This window comes from Mycoplasmopsis gallinarum DSM 19816 (genome assembly GCF_000621085.1).
Lineage (GTDB): Bacteria > Bacillota_I > Bacilli_A > Mycoplasmatales > Metamycoplasmataceae > Mycoplasmopsis > Mycoplasmopsis gallinarum.
In genome coordinates this window covers 111,009-131,240 of sequence record NZ_JHZE01000008.1, presented here as the reverse complement: position 1 = coordinate 131,240, position 20,232 = coordinate 111,009, and the positions used below count along the sequence as shown (strand labels likewise).

The 20,232-nt window shown below is 28.1% G+C and carries 12 protein-coding genes; 3 read left to right on the top strand and 9 right to left on the bottom strand.

The annotated features are described in order from the left end of the window. Positions 1-39: 39 nt before the first annotated feature. Together Q346_RS0101745 and rpoB are read right to left on the bottom strand one after the other, a co-directional pair. On the bottom strand, positions 40-4,452 hold the full coding sequence (locus Q346_RS0101745; protein ID WP_027332806.1) for a DNA-directed RNA polymerase subunit beta': 4,413 nt from the start codon (positions 4,450-4,452) through the stop codon (positions 40-42). After that, the gene (gene rpoB, locus Q346_RS0101740) at positions 4,445-8,071 is read right to left on the bottom strand and encodes a DNA-directed RNA polymerase subunit beta (RefSeq protein ID WP_027332805.1); all 3,627 of its coding nucleotides are present in this window, start codon (positions 8,069-8,071) and stop codon (positions 4,445-4,447) included. The genes Q346_RS0101745 and rpoB overlap by 8 nt, the downstream gene beginning before the upstream one ends. 255 nt (positions 8,072-8,326) lie before the next feature. Here rpoB and Q346_RS0101735 point away from each other — a divergent pair, with 255 nt between their 5' ends. Then, positions 8,327-8,839: a hypothetical protein gene (locus Q346_RS0101735; protein ID WP_027332804.1), complete on the top strand. Its 513-nt coding sequence runs from the start codon at positions 8,327-8,329 to the stop codon at positions 8,837-8,839. 60 nt (positions 8,840-8,899) lie between these two features. Here Q346_RS0101735 and glyA read toward each other — a convergent pair whose 3' ends face one another. Genes glyA through Q346_RS0101710 form a run of 5 tightly spaced genes read right to left on the bottom strand, consistent with a single transcriptional unit; the run spans position 8,900 to position 15,169 of the window. Then, positions 8,900-10,114: a serine hydroxymethyltransferase gene (gene glyA / locus Q346_RS0101730; protein WP_027332803.1), complete on the bottom strand. Its 1,215-nt coding sequence runs from the start codon at positions 10,112-10,114 to the stop codon at positions 8,900-8,902. 5 nt (positions 10,115-10,119) lie between these two features. Next, positions 10,120-12,312, bottom strand: a complete 2,193-nt coding sequence (locus Q346_RS0101725) for a phenylalanine--tRNA ligase subunit beta (protein ID WP_027332802.1) — start codon at positions 12,310-12,312, stop codon at positions 10,120-10,122. Position 12,313: 1 nt separating this feature from the next. Further along, on the bottom strand, positions 12,314-13,000 hold the full coding sequence (locus tag Q346_RS0101720) for a uracil-DNA glycosylase (protein ID WP_027332801.1): 687 nt from the start codon (positions 12,998-13,000) through the stop codon (positions 12,314-12,316). Between the two features lies 1 nt (position 13,001). Beyond that, positions 13,002-13,955 (bottom strand): phenylalanine--tRNA ligase subunit alpha, encoded by a 954-nt coding sequence (locus Q346_RS0101715; protein WP_027332800.1) that lies wholly within the window; start codon positions 13,953-13,955, stop codon positions 13,002-13,004. Positions 13,956-13,957: 2 nt separating this feature from the next. Beyond that, positions 13,958-15,169 carry a replication-associated recombination protein A gene (locus Q346_RS0101710; protein ID WP_027332799.1) on the bottom strand — a complete coding sequence of 404 codons (1,212 nt, stop codon included), beginning with the start codon at positions 15,167-15,169 and terminating at the stop codon, positions 13,958-13,960. A 171-nt stretch (positions 15,170-15,340) separates the two neighbouring features. Here Q346_RS0101710 and Q346_RS0101705 point away from each other — a divergent pair, with 171 nt between their 5' ends. Continuing rightward, complete coding sequence (locus tag Q346_RS0101705) at positions 15,341-15,709, top strand: hypothetical protein (protein ID WP_027332798.1); 369 nt, start codon at positions 15,341-15,343, stop codon at positions 15,707-15,709. A gap of 100 nt (positions 15,710-15,809) precedes the next feature. Then, entirely contained in the window at positions 15,810-16,316 is a 507-nt protein-coding gene (locus Q346_RS0101700; protein WP_027332797.1) for a hypothetical protein, read from the top strand. 42 nt (positions 16,317-16,358) lie between these two features. On the opposite strand, the gene dnaK is transcribed toward Q346_RS0101700, so the two are convergent. Together dnaK and Q346_RS0101690 are read right to left on the bottom strand one after the other, a co-directional pair. Next, positions 16,359-18,104, bottom strand: a complete 1,746-nt coding sequence (gene dnaK, locus Q346_RS0101695; protein WP_027332796.1) for a molecular chaperone DnaK — start codon at positions 18,102-18,104, stop codon at positions 16,359-16,361. Positions 18,105-18,253: 149 nt separating this feature from the next. Next, complete coding sequence (locus tag Q346_RS0101690; protein WP_220094507.1) at positions 18,254-20,221, bottom strand: transketolase-like TK C-terminal-containing protein; 1,968 nt, start codon at positions 20,219-20,221, stop codon at positions 18,254-18,256. Positions 20,222-20,232 lie beyond the last annotated feature (11 nt).

Below are 20,232 nucleotides of genomic sequence, written 5' to 3'. Positions count from 1 at the left end.
ATAAAAATAAAGCATACCTAATGTACGCTTTATTTGAAATTATTCTTCATTTTCGTAACTATCAAATTCATCAGCTAATTCTTGTTCTTCATTATCATTAAATGTTAATAATTCGTAAATTTCATCGCTAATATTTGCGTCTTCTTGATCATTAACATTTTCATTTAAATCGATGTCAGTTGGACTTAATTTTGATTGGAAATATTCATGTGGATCACGAATATCATATTTTCCACCAATTTCATAATTTGAGTTAGTTCCAGCTGGAATTTTGTGTCCTAAAATGATATTTTCTTTAAGACCAATTAAATTGTCAACTTGTTTTGCAATTGATGCGTTAACAAGAATTTTTGGTGTTTCTTGATATGAAGCTGCTGAAAGGAATGAAGAAGAAAGTAAAGGAGTTTGTTTAGCGCCTTTGATTTTAACTTCTCCAAATGGAGGTTTTTTACCTTCATTAATTAAACGAGCACTTTCTTTTTGATATACAAATATATCAACTAAATTACCACTAAAGAATTTTGAATCACCTGGATTGGTAATCATAATTTTTGAAAGCATTTGTCTAATAATAATTTCAATATATTTATCGCTAATTGTAATACCTTGTAAACGATAAAGTCTTTGAATTTCTTTTAATAAATAATTTTGTACTGCACGAGTATCGGCAACTTCAAGTAATTTATTTAAGATAATTGGACCTTCAATTAATTTTTGTCCAGGAACTACCTTGTCACCAACTTTAACTCTAATTCTTCTATCGCTTTTTCCATCATAGATTTTAATTTGTTTTTTGTTATCAAAATCTTCAAATTCTACATGAATTAATTTGTAACCATTGCTATCTGTGATGTTGATTACTACACCATAATTTTCAGCAATAACTGCTGGTCTACCTCATGGTGAATCATAAGCATCGATTAATTCCATTAAACGACCAAAACCACCTGTAATATCTTCAACTCCGGCAACCCCACCAGTATGGAAAGTACGCATTGTAAGCTGTGTACCAGGTTCTCCAATTGATTGCGCTGCCACAACTCCAACTGCTTCACCAATATTAACTACTCTATTTAATGCTAAGTCTTTACCATAACATTTTTTACATACTCCATTTTGAGTATAGCAAGATAAAACAGAACGAATTTCAACTTCTTCTACACCAGCATTTTTAATTGCACTTGCAATTTCAGGAGTAATTAATTCATTAGCTCCAATAATTAAATTGCCATTTAAATCAAAAACAGGTTTGTTAGTAAATCTACCTTCGATTCTTTCTTCTAAGCTTTCAATAATTGTATTAGTTTTAGTGTCACGAATATCATGTACTAAAAATCCATAGTCAGTTCCACAATCTTCTTCTCTAACAGTAATACCTTGAGCCACATCAACTAAACGACGAGTTAAATAACCAGATTTCGCTGTGTTAAGCGCAGTATCGGTAAGACCTTTACGGGCACCATGAGTTGATGAATAGAATTCATAAGATGTAAGTCCGTCAAGGAATGAAGATTTAACAGGAATTTCAACAGTTGAACGAACAACACGATCATTTTCAGCATCGGCTTTTAAAATTTTAGTGTTGTTGTTCATCAATCCACGCATACCAGCTAACTGAACAAAGTTAGATGAATTACCACGTGCTCCTGATGTAAACATCATAAATAATGGGTTATTTGGATATTCTTTGGTTAATGCTTTTAAATCTTTTTCAATTGCATCTTTAATTTCTGTTCATTTTCTAATAGTTAGTGAATAACGTTCATCATCGGTTAAAAGTCCATCTTCATAATATTCTTTTAATTCTTCGATGTATTTGTCACCTTCTTTAATTCTTTCTTTAGTATTAGGGTGTGTTAAGACATCACTAACTGCAATAGTTGTTCCAGAAATAGTTGAAAAATGATATCCTAATTGTTTAATTTCATCTAAAATGCTTGCAACTATATTAGTATATTTGAATCAAACAATTTCTAATAAAGCTGTGTAATCATCAGCATCTCAAATTGCTTCTTTATTTCTGTATTTGCGAGCAACTTTTTGACTAATTTTTACATATTCTTCTTGAATTAATTTGTCTAAAATTTCAGCATGAGAAATATTGATTGTATCGCCTTTGTGATCTTTTAATTCAGCACATTTATTGAAAATATCTTTTAATGAATTTTCATCAATAGTTTCAATAACACTTGCTAAACTTTCCATATTAATCACTGAAACGTAATTGTTATAAACTTTTTTAACAATTTTAGCAATATCTTTTTTAGCTAATGGTAAATTAATTGGCATTAAAGCGATTGCTTCTTTGAAATTTACACCATATGGTAAAGTGTAATGCGCTAATTGTTCAACATTTTCAGAAGTGTGAATAATTTCTTTTTCTGTTTTGGTGATTGAACCATCTACATTTTCTTTGGTTTTAATTTCAACATATTTACCAAAAATAAATTCAAAAGTATTTGGAAATACTCTATTGAAAATAAATTTTCCAACTGTACTTACAATATATTGCATATTGCTTGGCACATTAATAAATTTTTTCTTAAGTTCTGAAATAGGTAAAACTACTCTTGCATGTAAATCAACAGTGTTGTTTTCATAAGCAGTTAACATATCTTCATAAGTTCCAAAATATGATCCTTCGCCTTTAGCACCTGATTTTTCCATGGTTAAGTAGTATAAACCAAGAATAATATCTTGACCAGGGTTAATAATTGGTTCCCCATCTTTTGGTCCAAGAATATTTTTTGAAGCAAGCATTAATTCTCTAGCTTCTCTTACCGCTTGTGGACTAATTGGCACGTGAACAGCCATTTGGTCACCATCGAAATCGGCATTAAATGGAGTACATGAAAGTGGGTGAAGTTTAATTGCTTTACCACGAATTAAAACTGGTTCATAAGCTTGAATTGATAAACGGTGTAATGTAGGAGCACGGTTTAATAATACTGGTCTTCCTTCAATTGCTTTTTCTACATAAGATCAAATAATTGGATCTAAATTTTCAACAGCTTTTTTACCGGCCTTAATTGAGTTAATGTTATTATCTTTGCTTTGAATTAATTCTTTAATAATTCAAGGTTCAAATAATTTGGCAGCCATTTCCCTTGGAATTCCTACTTGGTGCATTTTTAATTCAGGACCAACAACAATTACTGAACGACCTGAATAATCAACACGTTTACCAAGTAAGTTTTGACGGAAACGACCTTTTTTACCAGTTAAAGCGTCAGAAATAGATTTTAAAGGTCTTCCATCTTTTGACTGAACTGGATTTGGTTTTTTACGAGCATTATCAATTAATGAATCGACTGATTCTTGCAACATACGATATTCGTTTTGCATAATCAACATTGGAGCAGCTGTTTCTGCTCATTTTTTAAGACGATTATTTCTAATGATAATTCTACGATAAAGTTCATTAATATCACTTGTTGAGTGTCTTCCACCGTCTAATTGTACCAATGGACGTAGATCAGCTGGAATAACTGGCAAGTCATAAATTAACATATCAAGTGGATTTTGGCCACTTTTAATAAATGCATTTAAAACTGCAAGACGTTTGTATAATTTTTGTCTTTCTTGAATTTTAGTTGCTGAAGAATTAGCTGCAATTTGATTATTAATTGAAGTAATTTCTTTTTCAATTTCTTCAACTTCTTTTTCTAAATCAATATGACTTAATAAATATTCAATTGCATGTGAACCAGTTGAAATTTTCGCATCAGAAAATTCTTCAATAATTTCGTTGTATTCATAAAAATCTATACCATAGTCTTTTCCAACTTTTGAAGTCGCATATTCTTGCAATTGTTCTAACGCTTCATTAATAATTTCATAACTATCTGCTTCATCTTCATTGTCTTTATTGAAACGATCTCTTAATTCTAAAAGTGCATCTTGATAAATGATAGCTGCATCACTAATGTCGATAATTGTATTTTTTCTTAATGATTTTAAACCACCATCTTCAAGTACAATATGACTTTTGTAGTAAATTAATTTTTCTAAATCAGCCTTAGTTACTGGAATATTTGAATTAGCAACTCTTAATCCTAATAATTTAGAAATGATTGAATGGTCAATTTTAAAGAATCAAAAATGAACAACAGGGTTTTCAAGATGAATGTGTCCCATTCTGCTTCTTCTTGCGATTTTAGGCAAAATTTTTGGTTGATATTTTTGACACATTGGAGTTTTAACACAAACAGAATTTTCATCACTTTTTTTGTATTTAGTACCACAAATTGGACATTTATAATCTGTTGTTGGACCAAAAATTAATTCATCAAATAAACCTTCTCTTTCAGGTTTATAACTTTTATAGTTAATTGTTTCAGGTTTAGTAACTTCACCCATTGATCATTCGTTAACATCTCTTTTTTGATTAGTTAATGATAAAGTAATTTTTTCAATAGGTACATTTGTGTTACGTTTAATTAACTTACTCATCTAACCCTCCTGACATTGAAATATCAAAATATTGTTCGATTTCTGAATCATCATTATTATCATCACTAGTTACTGTTTCAAGTTGCATACCTAATCCTTTTAATTCATAACTTAAAACATTAAATGATTCAGGAATTCCAGGTTCTGGTAATTCTCTACCTGTTGCTAAAGCAGCATAAAGTTTATTTCTACCATTAATATCATCTGATTTATAGGTTAAAATTTCTTGAAGAACATTCGCTGCTCCATAAGATTCGATCGCTCATGTTTCCATTTCACCAAATCTTTGTCCACCGTTTTGGCTCTTTCCACCTAATGGTTGTTGTGTAATTAATGAATATGGCCCAACTGAACGAGCATGCATTTTATCATCAACCATGTGATTCAATTTAAGCATGTACATTACACCAACAGAAACTGGATTGTCAAATCTTCTTCCAGTAATTGGATCAATTAAGAATTGTTTTCCACTAACTGGTAAGCCGGCTTCTTCAGTAACTGCCATAATGTCATCTCTTTTAATTCCATCGAAGGCTGGAGTTACAAATTTAGTTTGCAATGATTTAGCAGCTAAACCTAATTGAATTTCAAGCACCTGACCAATGTTCATACGTGAAGGCACACCTTGAGGGTTTAAAATTACATCAACAGGTGTTCCATCTTCTAAATATGGCATATCTTCTTCTGGTAAAATGATTGAAACAACCCCTTTGTTACCGTGACGACCTGACATTTTGTCACCAACACGAATTTTACGTTTAACAGCGATTGAAACTTTAACTAATTTATCAACGCCATCTTCGAATTGGTCGTTATTTTCTCTACTTAATAATTCAACTCCGATTACAGTTCCACTGTGACCGTTTTTAACTTTTAATGAAGTGTCTTTCACATTTTGTTGTCTTTGAGCAAGAATTGCAGATAAAAGTTTTTCTTCTTGACTTGGATTGTCGTCGCCCTTAGGACTTACTCTACCAACGAGTACATCTCCAGGAGTAACTTCTGACCCAACTCTTACTATTCCATTTTCATCTAAATGACGAAGTGAATGTTTTGAAACATTAGGAATATCGTTAGTTAATTCATCATTTCCAGCACGACTATTTCTAAATTGGATAACAAGTTCTTCAATGTGAACAGAAGTTAAAACATCTTCTTTAACTAATCTTTCATTTAAAATAATCGCATCTTCATAGTTGTAACCTTTCATGGTTGAAAAAGCTACTACAAGGTTTTTACCTAATGATAATTCACCATTTTTGAAACTTGAACCATCAACTAATAAATCACCTTTTTTAATTTGTTGTCCGACTTCTACAATCGGTCTTTGATGCACAACAGTATCTTGATTTGAACGTTGGAAATTTTTCAAGTGATATGTATCTAAAGATTTACCTTCAGCTGTTCTAATTTTAATTTTTTTACCATCTACATATTCAACAATTCCGTCTTTTTTGGCGATTAAATTTGCTGATGAATATTTAGCAATGGCACTTTCAATTCCGGTTGCAACAAAAGGAGCTTCTGCTTGCAATAAAGGAACTGCTTGACGTTGCATGTTTGAACCCATAAGCGCACGGTTCGCGTCATCATTTTCCAAGAATGGAATACATCCAGCAGCTACAGAAACCATTTGATTTGAAGCAACTTCAATATAATCAACATCCTCTGGACCACCCATAATGAAAGTATAATTGTGGCGCATTGTAATTTGTTCATCGGTAATTCTATTGTCTTTGTCAACTTTAACAGTTGATTGAGCAATGTAGAATCCTACTTCATCCACTGCAGTTAAATAATCAACTTTATCGTATTGAACAACTCCATTTTTTACCCTGTAATATGGTGTTTGAAGAAAACCATATTGATTTACTTTTGCATATGTTGCGAAGTTTAAAATCAAACCAATGTTTGGTCCTTCAGGAGTTTCGATTGGACAAATTCTTCCATAATGAGTTGAATGCACGTCCCGAACTTCAAATTGCGCTGTATCACGATTAAGACCTCCAGACCCTAGAGAAGTAATTCTACGTTCATTTGAAATTTCAGATAAAGGATTAATTTGATCCATAAATTGTGAAAGTTTTGAAGAGTTGAAAAATGTTTTCATTTGGTTAGAAATTAATTTGCTATTTGTTACATTTTTAGGTTTAACATCTTCTGGACTTTTTGATCCCATTCTTTCACGAGTTGTTTTTTCTAATTTAGCTAGAACTACATTTAGTTGGTTTTGCATCAATTCACCAACTGCCACAATTCTTTTATTTGTTAATGAATCTGGATCATCATCTTGCCCAATTCCATCAAGTAAATTAAAGTAGTAATTAATTGCAGCAATAATATCAGAAATAATTAAGTGTTGTTCTTTTGCTTTTGGATCAGTACCAATAACTTTAACAGGAGCTTTGCCTCTATCCATTCATTTTCTGTTTGGATAAACTAAAATAGAAATCATTTTTGTTTTTTTAGCTAAATCTTTATTTTCATCAAGTAATTTTGCATAAACTAATTCAGCGTCAATATCAGGAATATGCACTGATTTTAATTTACCATTATCAAAGTTTTGTTGAATTAATAAAGCTGTTTTATAGGTAATTACATCACCTTTAGATAAATGAATTTCTTTTGGTTCTAAATCATTATCGTCATTGCTTCAAACAACTAAATCTTGAGCCAAAATAGTATCTGTAATTCTGTCAATCAAGCTTAATTTTTTATTTAACATATAACGACCTGTTTCGCTTAAGTTGTAACGTTTTTTGTTAAATAAAATTCCTGATAATAAATTTAATACAGACTCTTCTGTAATTCTGTCACCTTTACGAATAATTCTAAATAATTCCTCTTGACTTTCACGAACAAGAGAAGCTAAAGGTTCATTATTATTTAATTTTTTATCTCTTTTAATAGTTTCTTCTAATTCTTTTGAATTACCAAATAAACTTTTCATTGTTTCAGTTGAAAGACCAAAAGCAGTTAAAAAAGTAGTTAAATTAACGCTCTTATTTTTGTCAATTCTAATTTTTACAATGTCGGTGTTTTTTGAAGTAACTTTGTGAGTAACTTCTAATCATGAACCAAGTCTTGGTAAAATTTCAAGTTTATTAAAAAGATCATCAGATTGTTTATTACGCACACTACGTCCGAAATATGCACCCGGTGAACGAATCAATTGACTTACAATAACTTTTTCACTTCCATTAATAATAAAACTTCCGCCTGAAGTCATTAAAGGAATTTCACCTAATAGAACTTCATCTTCATTTACAAGTCCAGTTTCAGTTACAGTTACTCTAAATCTTGCGTGTAATTTTGCCGCATAATTGATTCCCTTTACTTTAGCATCTTTAACAGCTTCATATTCTTTGTTAGGGATTTCGAGTCTAGCAGTATTGTGAATATACTCTAAATTAACTTGTTTATTTGATGATGAAATTGGATAATGCTCTCTCAAAGAAGCTTCAATTCCAGATTTTTTAAATCATTCGAAAGAATCTTTACTTGTAGTTAAAAAATCAGGAATTTGGAGAGTATGTTTGGTGGTTGAATAATCACGACGTTCAGTAATAGGACCAAATTTACGTAATTTGTAATGATTATTTGTGTTAGTATTTTCCATATCAGCACTTCCTTAATATTTAAATTACATGCAATTCAAAAATAAACAAAACGAGCTAACCTTAAATTAACTCATTTTCTTATTTTAATTATTTATTTTTATTTATATATAGCACGTTTTTATATTGTAGCAAAAAAGATATTTTTGATAATTAAAAATTAAAGATTTTATAAAAATTAATTTTCCAGAATAATTTATAAAACCAAATTCACAATTGTTTATATTTTAATCCATAAATTAGATAAAATTATAATCATGAATTCAACTTCTTTATATATTTTGATTTTAACTATTTTTTCTGTATTGCAATTTGCTTTTTTAATTTTTTTATTTGTATATTCAATTGCATTTAAAAAACAATTTGGTATCTTTTTGAATGAACTTCAAAAGCAAAATTTAAAAATAATTACAACCAAAAAAGAATTTGTTAAATATGGAATTCCTTCTTTTCAAAAAGTGAATTTATTCTTTTCTTCTTTTATTTCTGTTTCTTTTTTAATTTTAATAGTGATGTCAAAAATTTTTGGCTTTTTTGAACTAGAATTTCAATTGTGGTTTTTTGTTTCTTTACCAATTATTTTTTTCAGCGTTGCATTAGTAACAATCTTAGTTTCTTTTATGTTAAGAGCGCAATTCAAAGAAAAAAACCATGAAAGTTTTAATCAAATAAATTTAGAATTTACTGAAAATGATTTTTTAGAAGAAAAAAGAATTATTGAAGAAACAGCCAAAAATATCAAAAAGCAGTTTAAAATTAGTTTTATTTAATCTTTGCTTCAATTATTTTAAAAATGCCACAAAATGGCATTTTTTCATTTGAAAGCTAATTTAATAATGTTTTTTTATTTTGTACTTTTTAGTTCATTTTTTAAGAATTTGGTAATTCTTTTTATCGTTTTCGGTATTTTTTGACAAAATGTCATGAATTATATTACCTAATTCATATCATTTATCAAATCCTCTTGATGTCATTGCTGCTGTACCTAATCTAATTCCTGAAGAAATCATAGGTGGTTGCTTATCAAAAGGAACTGTATTTTTATTAACAGTAATATTAAATTTAGCTAATAACTCTTCTGCTTCTTTACCTGTTAATCCATTATAACTATCATAAACATTGATTGTAAATAAGTGATTGTCTGTACCGCCAGATACGATTTTTATGCCTTTATCTAAAAAAGACTGAGCAAAATTGCGAGTGTTATTAATAATATCGATTGCATATTTTTTAAAAGAATTTTTACTTGCTTCTTTAAAAGCAATTGCTTTTGCAGCAATTACATGCATTAAGGGACCACCTTGATAGCCTGGGAAAACTCATCTATCAATTTTTTTAGCTAATTCATCATCATTTGTCATGATAATTGCCCCTCTTGGACCTCTTAAAGTTTTATGAGTGGTTGAAGTTATTATATCGGCTAATCCAACTGGCGAAGGATGCATTCCTCCTATAATTAAGCCTGAAATATGGGCAATATCAGCTAATAATTTAGCTCCGCAAGCATCTGCAATTTCTCTAAATTTTTTAAAATCAACAATTCTTGAATAAGCAGAATATCCACAAATAATTAAATCCGGTTTTTCTTTAATTGCTTGCTTTTTAATTTCTTCATAATCAAGCAGTCCATCTTCATTAACATAGTATGGGATGCTTTGATAATAAACTCCGGAAAAACTAATTTTATATCCATGAGTTAAATGTCCTCCTGAATCAAGAGCAAGTCCCATAATTTTATCTCCTGGTTTGATGCAAGCGGCAATCGCAGCTGCATTGGCTACAGAACCAGAATAAGGTTGAACATTTGCGTATTTAACGTGAAAAAGTTTTTTTAATCTATCAATTGCCAATTGTTCAATTTTATCTACATATTCGCAACCACCATAATATCTTTTATTAGGATAACCTTCTGCATATTTATTAGTTAAAATTGACCCAGTTGCTTTCATAACATCTTTGCTGACATAATTTTCAGATGCTATTAGTTCAAAATGTTCTCTTTGTCTTTTGGCTTCTTTTTTAATTAAATTTTTTATTTTGTTCATTTTACCTACTTATTATATTTTTGATTTAATTTTTCAATGTTGTCATTATCTCCAAAAATTCTAAAAGTTACATTTTTTTGATTATTATTAACATAAGTATCTATTAGTTTAATATTGTAAATTTTTGCATTTTGTTTAATTTCACTTATTACTTTATCGATAGATTGATTTAATTCTAGTGTAAAAGTAATATCTAATGTTTTAAGAGGATTTTGATCGTATTCTTGATAAACAATTTTTGTTTCATTATTGATATCCATAAATTCAGCAACAAAAGCATCAACTTTGTTCGCGTAATAAGGATGCACTTTTCCTATTCAACCAATAAATTTATTTTCATAATAAATTTTGGCAGAAGCATTTGGATGAACATATTCATTATCAGAAAAAGGTTTAAATTCTAAATTAGTGGTTTTTAAAATTTTAGCTATATCATTTTTTATTTCATCAAATGATTTAATAGTTGAAATAATTCCATACACATAATTATTTTCATTTATCATTCCTTTTTCAAAAAAGCTAAAATTAGTCAATTTTCTTTTAAGATTATATTCAGCAATTTCTAAAAGTGAAGGTATGATTGAATCCCTTACCACTTCTCTTTCAAAAGAAACAAAAGTTGATAATTTAACTGGTTTTTCGAAATTAAATGGATTAAAAATGTTTCTACTTTCTGCAATTAAAGTGAAAGATCTAACTTCCTGGTAACCCATTTTTTGAAAATAATTTTTAATTGTTTCTTTCGGTTTTACTTTTGTTGTTAATAATTTTGGAGCTTCAGGAAGAAAATTATCATATCCATAAAATCTAAAATATTCTTCAATGACATCTTCATATAAAGTAATATCTGACCGATATTTAGGGGCTGTTACTTTATTTTTGTCCATTTTAAAGCCTATATTTTTTAGTTGTTGTTCTACCTCAGCAAATTTTGATAATTCCCCTATGGTTAAATTAGCATAAGTGGCTAATTTATGACGGTTTTGGATAATAGTATTTGCTTTTGTAGAACCAGGTAAATTAACAATATTACTAAAACTATGTTTATATTCTTTAGCTTTAAAAACTAGAAATTGCATTCCCATTTTAATTAATTCATTATTGATTCCTTTTGAACCTTGAATTGCAGAGTTAGATAAAATTTTAATTTGTTTTGAAGCTTGTCTAATTTTTTTAATATCAAAAGATCCAATTTCAAAAGCAACTTCTTTTGTATTTGCTTCAACTTCTGTTTTAGTTAATCCCATAACTGATGCAATTGAAATTGGCCCTTCATTATCATTAATTGTTAATACATTTTCAACTTCAACTTCTTTGTTACCCAAAATTTCTAATTTACCTGAATATAAATTGCATGAAATATCGTTTTTAATTTTGGTTTTGTCATAAGCGTGAGTTGGGCATCCTGTCATTATTAAATTAATATTAGTCATATCAATTGCTCAATTATTTTTAACAGAAACATTATGTTTTGCTAAGAAAAGCATATCGTCTAAATTTGTATTAATATCATTTGTTTTTACTTCTAAAAATGACAATGCATTCGCTAAATTTTTATTAATTCTTAATTTGCTTTTGAATTTAGGTTTTAAGTTTTTAATATCTCAATTTAATCATTTGAATTCAGTTTTATAATATGCAGACAATTCTAAAGCTAACACATAATATGAATTAATATCAGCACGATTTGAAGGGGTGGTAATATCAATAATATAGTCATCTAATTCAAAATATTTAATTGGATCAGTATCTAAATCAATAGGATTTTTTGCATTTGATTTAATCATTATTAAATCATCTGGGTGATAAGGTAATAAATCAGGATTAAAGCCTAATTCTGAATATCCTGATAACATTCCTTGTGAAAGAACACCAGCCATTTTTTTAGAGCCAAAAACTATGTCTCCTTTTTGAGCACCTTCAACAAAGGCTACAGTTCAGTAACCAACTTTTGCGTTTGTTGCAACTGTTTGAATTTGAATTGTTCCAATATTAGTTTCTAAAGTAACAATATTTAAGTTTTTAGAATTTTCGTTTTTTTGCACACTTAAAACTTTTCCAAATTTAATTCCTTTTACATCACTAAAAGGTGTAATACTTTCAACTTCATATCCAAGTTTGTTAATTACCTTTTCAATTGATTGATCAAGTTGAATTTTTGGTAAGTATTTATTTAATTGTTTTAATGAAATCAACATTTTATTGTTTCCTTTCTTTTAAATCAAAATTTATTGGTGTTTTCTCATAAAATTGGTTAATTAATTTAAAAATTTGACTATCTTTAAAAGGTGTTTTTCCTCTACTATATGAAAGTGGTGAGGGATGAGATAATTCAACGATTTTTATTTCTTTTGTTTCTTTTATTACTATATTTTTATTGAAAAAATCCTGAACTTTTTTACCAAAAAGAAAAATTAAAATTTTTTCTTGTTTTTTAATAATATGTTCCAGAATTTTTTGTGTCAATTCTTCTCAACCTTCATTTTTATGACTCAAAGGTTTATTTATATCAACAGTTCAAATAATATTTAATAATAATATTCCTTGAGCTAGTCAATTTGTTAAATTGTAACTTTCTATTTGAACTAATGGATAATCTTTTTTTAGTTCTACAAAAATATTTTTTAGGCTTTTAGGTAATTTTCCATTTGATGAACTAAAAGCAATCCCATCAGCTTGATTAATAGTAGGATAAGGATCTTGTCCTAAAATTATTACTTTTGTCTTGTTTAAATCAAAAATTTTCATTAATTTAATTAAATCATTATATTTAGGAGAAATTTGATTGGATTTTGCTTCTAATTTATGATAAATTTTTTCAATTAAATTCAATAATTCATTTTCATCATTCAAATTTAAAGCTTCTAATCATGATTGGTAAACCATTTTAAACACTCTTGAACTGATTTAAAGTTCTTTGATCATTTTTGTAAAATTCTCGAATATCTTTTATTTCGTATTTAATCATTGCTAGTCTTTCTAAACCTAAACCAGCTGCAAAACCATTAAATTTTTTATTATTATATCCAGCTTTTTCTAACACATTAGGATGCAACATACCTGCACCTAAAACTTCAATTCAACGATTTTTATAATAAATATCTACTTCCACACTTGGTTCAGTAAATGGGAAATAACTTGGTCTTAATCTTAATTCTAATTCAGTTTCAAACACATAACTTAATAGTGATTTTAAAGTTCAAATTAGATTTGGGAAACTTACTTTGCCCACACTTACAAAATCTAATTGAGTAAATTGATGTGAATGAGTTGCATCATCTTCATCATTTCTATAAACTTTACCGATGGCAAAAGAATTTATCATTTGGTTAGCATTTTTTTCTAATTCCAAAGCTGTAATTCCTGTGTTGTGGGTTCTTAAAAGTAAATTCATATCAATATATAATGAATCTTGCATATCTCTTGCTGGATGTTCTTTTGGAATATTTAATCTTTCGAAATTATATAAATCATTAGTGATTTCGCCTGCGAAAGCTTCTACATATCCATTTTGATTAAATCAATCACGTAATCTATTTTCAATTAAAGTAATTGGGTGCAATGAACCAAGATTATTAAGTGGATTATTAATTTCAATTCATTCGTTTTTAATTAGTTCATTAATTCTGTTTTTTTCGATTTTTACTTCAATTTCTTTAAATTTAGTTTCATAAAAGTTCTTTAATTCAGTTATTTGTTGTCCTAAAACTTTCTTTTCTTCATTACTACTTGTGCGAATTTTTTGTTGTAAAGCAAATAATTCACTTTCTTTTCCGAGTAATTGATTTTTTAATAATTTTAATTTTTCTAGTGTGTCAATTTCTTCTCAATTTATTTTCATTTTTACTCCTTATTTAATTTTTGTAAAAAATCGTAATATTCTTTTATCTTACTTAAGTCATTATTTGAATAAGTAAAAAATGTTTTATCTTTTATTTCTTTCGGTAAATAAGTTTGTTTTACTACATTGTTTGGAAAATCGTGTGGATATTTATAACCAATACCATCTCCTAATTTGCCTGCTGATTTATAATGACTATCTCTTAAGTGTTTAGGAACTTCATAAATATTCCCCGAGTCAACAAAATCAATTGTTTTATGCATAGCTTTATAAACTGAATTACTTTTTGGCGCTAATGCTGAAGCTATAATTGCATAATAAACAGGTAAATTTGCTTCTGGAAAACCTAATTTTTCGACCACATCAAAAGCATTATTTACTCTTAAAGCTAAATTTGGATCAGCTAAACCCACATCTTCATAACTATGCGCAAGCAATCTTCTAAATAATCCTTGGTAATCGCCTGATTTTAAAATGATAGTTCCATAATAGAGAGCTGCATTAACGTCGCTACCTCGTAAAGATTTGTGAAAGGCGGATAAATTATTATAATGAGCTGAAGAATTCATATCACTATAAAAATTAATATTAGGTATTAATTTTTTAATATCTTCAAAAGTAATTTCTTCATCATTTTTTAAAAGATATAAAAGTTGTAAATCATTTAAAGAGGAGCGATAATCTCCGGTTGAATGCCGCACAAGTGCCATTAAAACCTCATTTGAAATTTTCATATTCGCATAATTATTTTTAATTACGTTTTTTAACCCTTCGAAAATTTCTACTTCACTAAGTTTATTAAATTGAATAATTTGCATTCTACTTCTTAAAGCCGGATTTACCCTAAAATATGGGTTTTCAGTTGTGGTTGCATAAACAATTATTTTGTCAAATTCTAAATATGAAAGAAGAATATCTTGTTTATCCTTATTCAATCTATGAATTTCATCAATAATTAAAATTTCATTATTTTCAATTAAGTTTAGTAAATCACTTTTAGAATTAATTGTCGCATTAAAAAGTCCATATTTCATTTTTAAATCATTTGCAAGTGCAATTGCTGAAGAAGTTTTACCAGTTCCTGCTTCACCAAAAAAAATAAAACTTGTTCTTAATTTATTTTTAGCAATTTGTTTTAATAAATTAACTGCTTGTTTTTGCCCAATAATGTCATTCAAAGTCTGAGGTCGAAGATCATTTGCAAGATTTTTCATACTATTAATTTTAGCATTTTTTATTTTTTAAATAGCAAATTCAAAAATTCCTTTTTTTATTTAAAAAACAATCTTTTAGTTATTTTTCATAAATTATTTTGATAGAGATAAATATAATATAAACTATATAAATCTAATTTGCATAGATATATTCATTTTGAGAGGATAAATATGAATGGAAAGATTCAAAAAAGAGCTAATTTAACTTTTACTCTTGGTTTATTAAGCTTATTATGATTGTTAATTGTTCTTGCAGTTACAATCCCTGCAGCTCTTGCTGGCGAAAGCGCTATGACTTATACTGTAATTGCATTAAAAATAATTTATTTCTTCATTTTTGCATTTACTATTTTTTATGCATTAGGAATTGAAGAATTAAGAGCATTTGCTGGAATTATATTAATTATTGCACTATTAGGTAATAGTTTGGAATCAATTCCTGTAGGAGGAACATGAATTAGTTTAGTTCTTAATTTAATTTCATGAATTTGCTTAATTATCGTAGTAGCAAAAGCTGGAAAGTTAAGAAAAATGAATTAATATAAATGGGCTGTGGCTCATTTTTTTTGTAAAAAAAGATTTAATAATAGAATTTAATAAATTAAAAATTATTTATCTTAATAAAAATAGATTGGATAAAATGAAAATTATTATTATTTACTCTTTGCTTTTATTCATTTGTGTCATACTAAAAATACTTATAAGTTGGCCAATTATTAAATTTTTTAAAAAAACAAAAAAAGAATACGCACTTATTAGAAATAAATTTAAATTATATGAATGAAATGATCGTTTTCATGCTATTCGTTATTTAACATTAGTGAAAAAAAGTTTTTCTTTCAAATTTATTTTTTTAAATCTGATTGAATCAATGCTTTCCATTTTGATTATCCTTATTTTTATATTTTGATTTATGAAATATGAACTGAATCTTTTTATTTCTGTAATTTCTATTCTTGGTGTTTTATTGTTTATAGAAATTTATACTACTGCTATTTTGTTTATGAAAATTACATATATTAAAATATCAAAATCGCAATTAAAAAAACCTTGAGATTATAAATTAAAAATTGATTATTATAATAAGTTAGACGAGCTTAATGTAGATAAAATATTATTTGAGCTGGAGGAAGAAATTAAGGCTTAATTTGTAAGAAAAAAATGAATCGATATTCGATTCATTTTTTTGTTATTTTGCGTCTTCTTCTTTAAAACCTTGATTTTGCATTTGTTCAAATGCTTGGTTAAAAGTATTAACAATTTCTCTTAATTTGTCGTAATCTTTAGCTTCAATTGCTTTTTTAAGATTGTCAATTTGTTCTTGTGATTGTTTTTGTTGTTCTTCAGGAAGTTTATCTTTATTTTCGGTAAATGATTTTTCTAAAGTATTTAATAATGATTCTGCTTTAACTAAAATTTCAACATCAGCTGCTTTTTTAGCATCTGCTTCTCTATTTTCTTCAGCTTCTTTAATCATTTTTTGAATTTCTTCATCTGATAATTTAGTTGAATTTTCAATAGTGATACTTTGTTCTTTGCCTGTTTTTTTATCTTTGGCTGTTACTGTAGTAATACCATTTGCATCAATTTTAAAAATAACTTCAATTTGAGGTACTCCACGAGGTGCTGGTTCAATACCTGTTAAATTAAATTGACCTAACAATTTGTTTTCAGAAGCCATTGGTCTTTCACCTTGTACAACTCTAATTGTCACTTCTGTTTGGTTATCTTGATATGTTGAAAATACTTCACTTTTGGTAATTGGAATTCTTGTGTTTCTTGCAATTAAAGGAGTTGAAATTCCTCCTGCTGTTTCAATTCCTAAAGTTAATGGAGTAACATCAACTAATAAAATATCATCAATATCACCAGCTAATACAGCTCCTTGAATTGCAGCACCTAAAGCAACCACTTCATCAGGGTTCACTGAGTGATTTGGTTTTTTACCTAATGTTTTTTCAACTAATTCTTGTACAGCTGGCATTCTTGTAGATCCACCAACCATTAAAATATCATCTAAATCGGATGCACTTAATTTTGCATCTGCCAATGCTCTTTCAATTGGTTTACGTGTTCTTTCTAATAAACCTTCTGTCATTTTTTCAAATTCACTACGTTTTAATTCAGTTTCAAAGTTAACAGGACCAGCTTCAGTAACTAATAAGAATGGTAATGAAATATTCGCAGTCATTGATGATGATAAATCAATTTTTGCTTTTTCAGCAGCTGCTTTTAAACGAGCCATTGCCATTTTATTATTTTTAATATCAGTTTTATATTCACTTTCAATTTTTTCAACTAATCAATTTACAATAGCATGATCTCAGTCATCACCACCTAAATGATTATCTCCAGCTGTTGATAAAACTTCAAAAGTTCCCCCAGCTAATTCTAAAATTGAAACGTCAAATGTTCCACCACCAAGATCGAATACTAAAACTTTTTTCTCTTTATCAGTTTTATCTAAACCAAATGCTAAAGCTGCAGCAGTAGGTTCGTTAATGATTCTTAATACATCTAAACCAGCAATTTTTCCTGCAATTTTAGTAGCTTCACGTTGTGCATTGTCAAAATAAGCTGGAACAGTAATAACTGCTTTAGTAATTTTTTGTCCAATTTTCTTTTCCGCATAATTTTTTAAGTGTTCTAAAATAATTGCTGAAACTTCTTCTGGTTTTCAATCTTTATTATTTGCTTTAACAGTTTTATTAGTACCCATTAATCTTTTAATTGATGAAATAGTGTCTGGATTAGTTTCGATTTGATTTTTAGCATTATCTCCAACAATTGTTTCTCCGTTTTTAAAACTTACAACTGAAGGAGTAGTTCTTTTACCATTTAAATTTTCTAATACAATTGGTTGACCATTATCCACAATTGCTACAACTGAATTTGTTGTACCAAGGTCAATACCTAAAATAATTTCTTTAGCCATAATATTCCGCCTTTCATAATGAAATTTTGATATTTATGTAAATTATTTTAGCACACTTTTTAGCACTCCAAACTAAAAAGTGCTAATTTTTTTATTTTTTTGGGTTAATAAAAAGAGGTGCTTGACACCTCCTCTTTAAACAAACGTAATTAATCAATATTTAATAATTTTTTAACTTTTTTAATTATATTTTTTATACTAAAACCTTTTAATTCATAAACTTCTTGGCCTGGTGCTGAATATCCAAAGCCGCTTGCTAATTGTGCATCCATTGGAGCATATTTTGCTAATTGATATCACATTGAATCACTTGAAGCTTCTACTGCTAAAATTGGAGCTTTATTTAATTCTAATTTTTTAATTCTTTCTTGATCATTTACTAATCTTTTTAAATTAGGAACTGAAATTACTTGTACATTTAAGTTATATTCTTTTTCTAATTCTAATGCTGCATTGTAAATTAATTCAACTTCTGAACCTGATGCAACCAATGATAAATCTAATTTTTTAGCATTAGTTCTATGAATTACATAAGCAGTTTTATTGTTTGCCACTAAATTAAAACTTTTAAGTGGTTGACGTGTTACAATGATGCAAGTTTGACTATCTTTATTAAGAGGATTAAATGCTTCTTTGAAAGCCATTAATAATTCAGATTCATCACAAGGTCTAATGACATTCACGTTGTCCATTGCTCTTAACATTGGCAATTGATCATAAGGTTGATGTGTTGGACCATCCCCACCCACTTGATAAGAATCATGACTAAAAATATGTACGCCATTTAAATTCATAATGGCTCCTAATCTAATTGCTGCTTTGGCATAGTCAGCAAAAGAAAGGAAAGTTGAATCAATCGTTCTTAAATTTGAAGCCAAATTAATTCCATTATTAATTGCCACCATTGCAAATTCTCTAATTCCATATTTAATATTTTGGCCTCCTTCTCAAATATCTTTAGAAAAGGCAACTTGAGTTGGTTTAGATAAATCAGCTGAGCCCCCTACTATATAAGGATTATTAGTTAAATGTTGCATAATAGTGGTAATATAATCTCTAGTTGGACGATTAGTTTTATCAAAAACTAAATTTTCGAAATTTATTTCAATTTCTCCATGAATTAAATTGTTGATTTCTTTAGCTTCATTTGGATATTGATTTTGATATTTTTTAAATAATTTCAATCAATCTGTATATTTAGATTGCTTATTTTTTAACAATTTTTCTGCATAAGCGTAAGCTTCTTTATCATAAACAAATGGTTCAAAATTATTTAAGCCTAATTTGGTTTTAAATAGTTTTGTTTTTTCTTCATCTAGTGTTCCATGATGACCTTTAGATTGATTCTCAAATTCAGTGGCTTTGGCAATTCTTGTATGCACTCTAATGTATGATGGTTTTTGTGATTCTTTAGCTGCTTTGATAGCTTCTAAAATAGCGCTAGGTTCATCTTTTTCTACATCAAAAGTCGCAAAATTCATTGCTTTAAAATAATTCAATAATTTAATTCCATTGACTTCTTCAGCTTTTGAGTCCATTTGAATATTGTTATAATCGTGAATCAAAATTAAACGATCAAGTTTATTAGTACCAGCGAATTGTAAGGCTTCTAAAGCTACACCTTCTTGTAAACATCCATCGCCATGCAATACATAAACATAGTGATCAAATAAATCATAATTTGCACGGTTATATTTTTGAGCCAAATATTTTTCACTCAAAGCCATTCCTACACCCATTGCAATTCCTTGACCTAAAGGACCTGTAGTTGCATCAACATAACTAAAATTATGTGTTTCCGGATGTGAAGGGGTTTTAGAATTTAATAATTTATGATTTTGCATATCTTCTAAAGATAATAAACCTAAAAAGTGCATAATTGAGTAATAACTCATTGAACCATGTCCAGCTGATAAAACAAATTTATCCCTATTAATTCATTTAGGGTTATCAACTGAAAAATTTAAAGTTTTTGCAATCAAACTATAAGTAATATTGGCAGCACCAATTGCCATTCCGATGTGCCCACCTTTTGCCTTATTAATTGAATCGAGAGCGATTCCACGCATTGAAGCGACTAATAATTCTTCTTTATTCATCTTTTTAATCCTTTGTAATATATTAATAA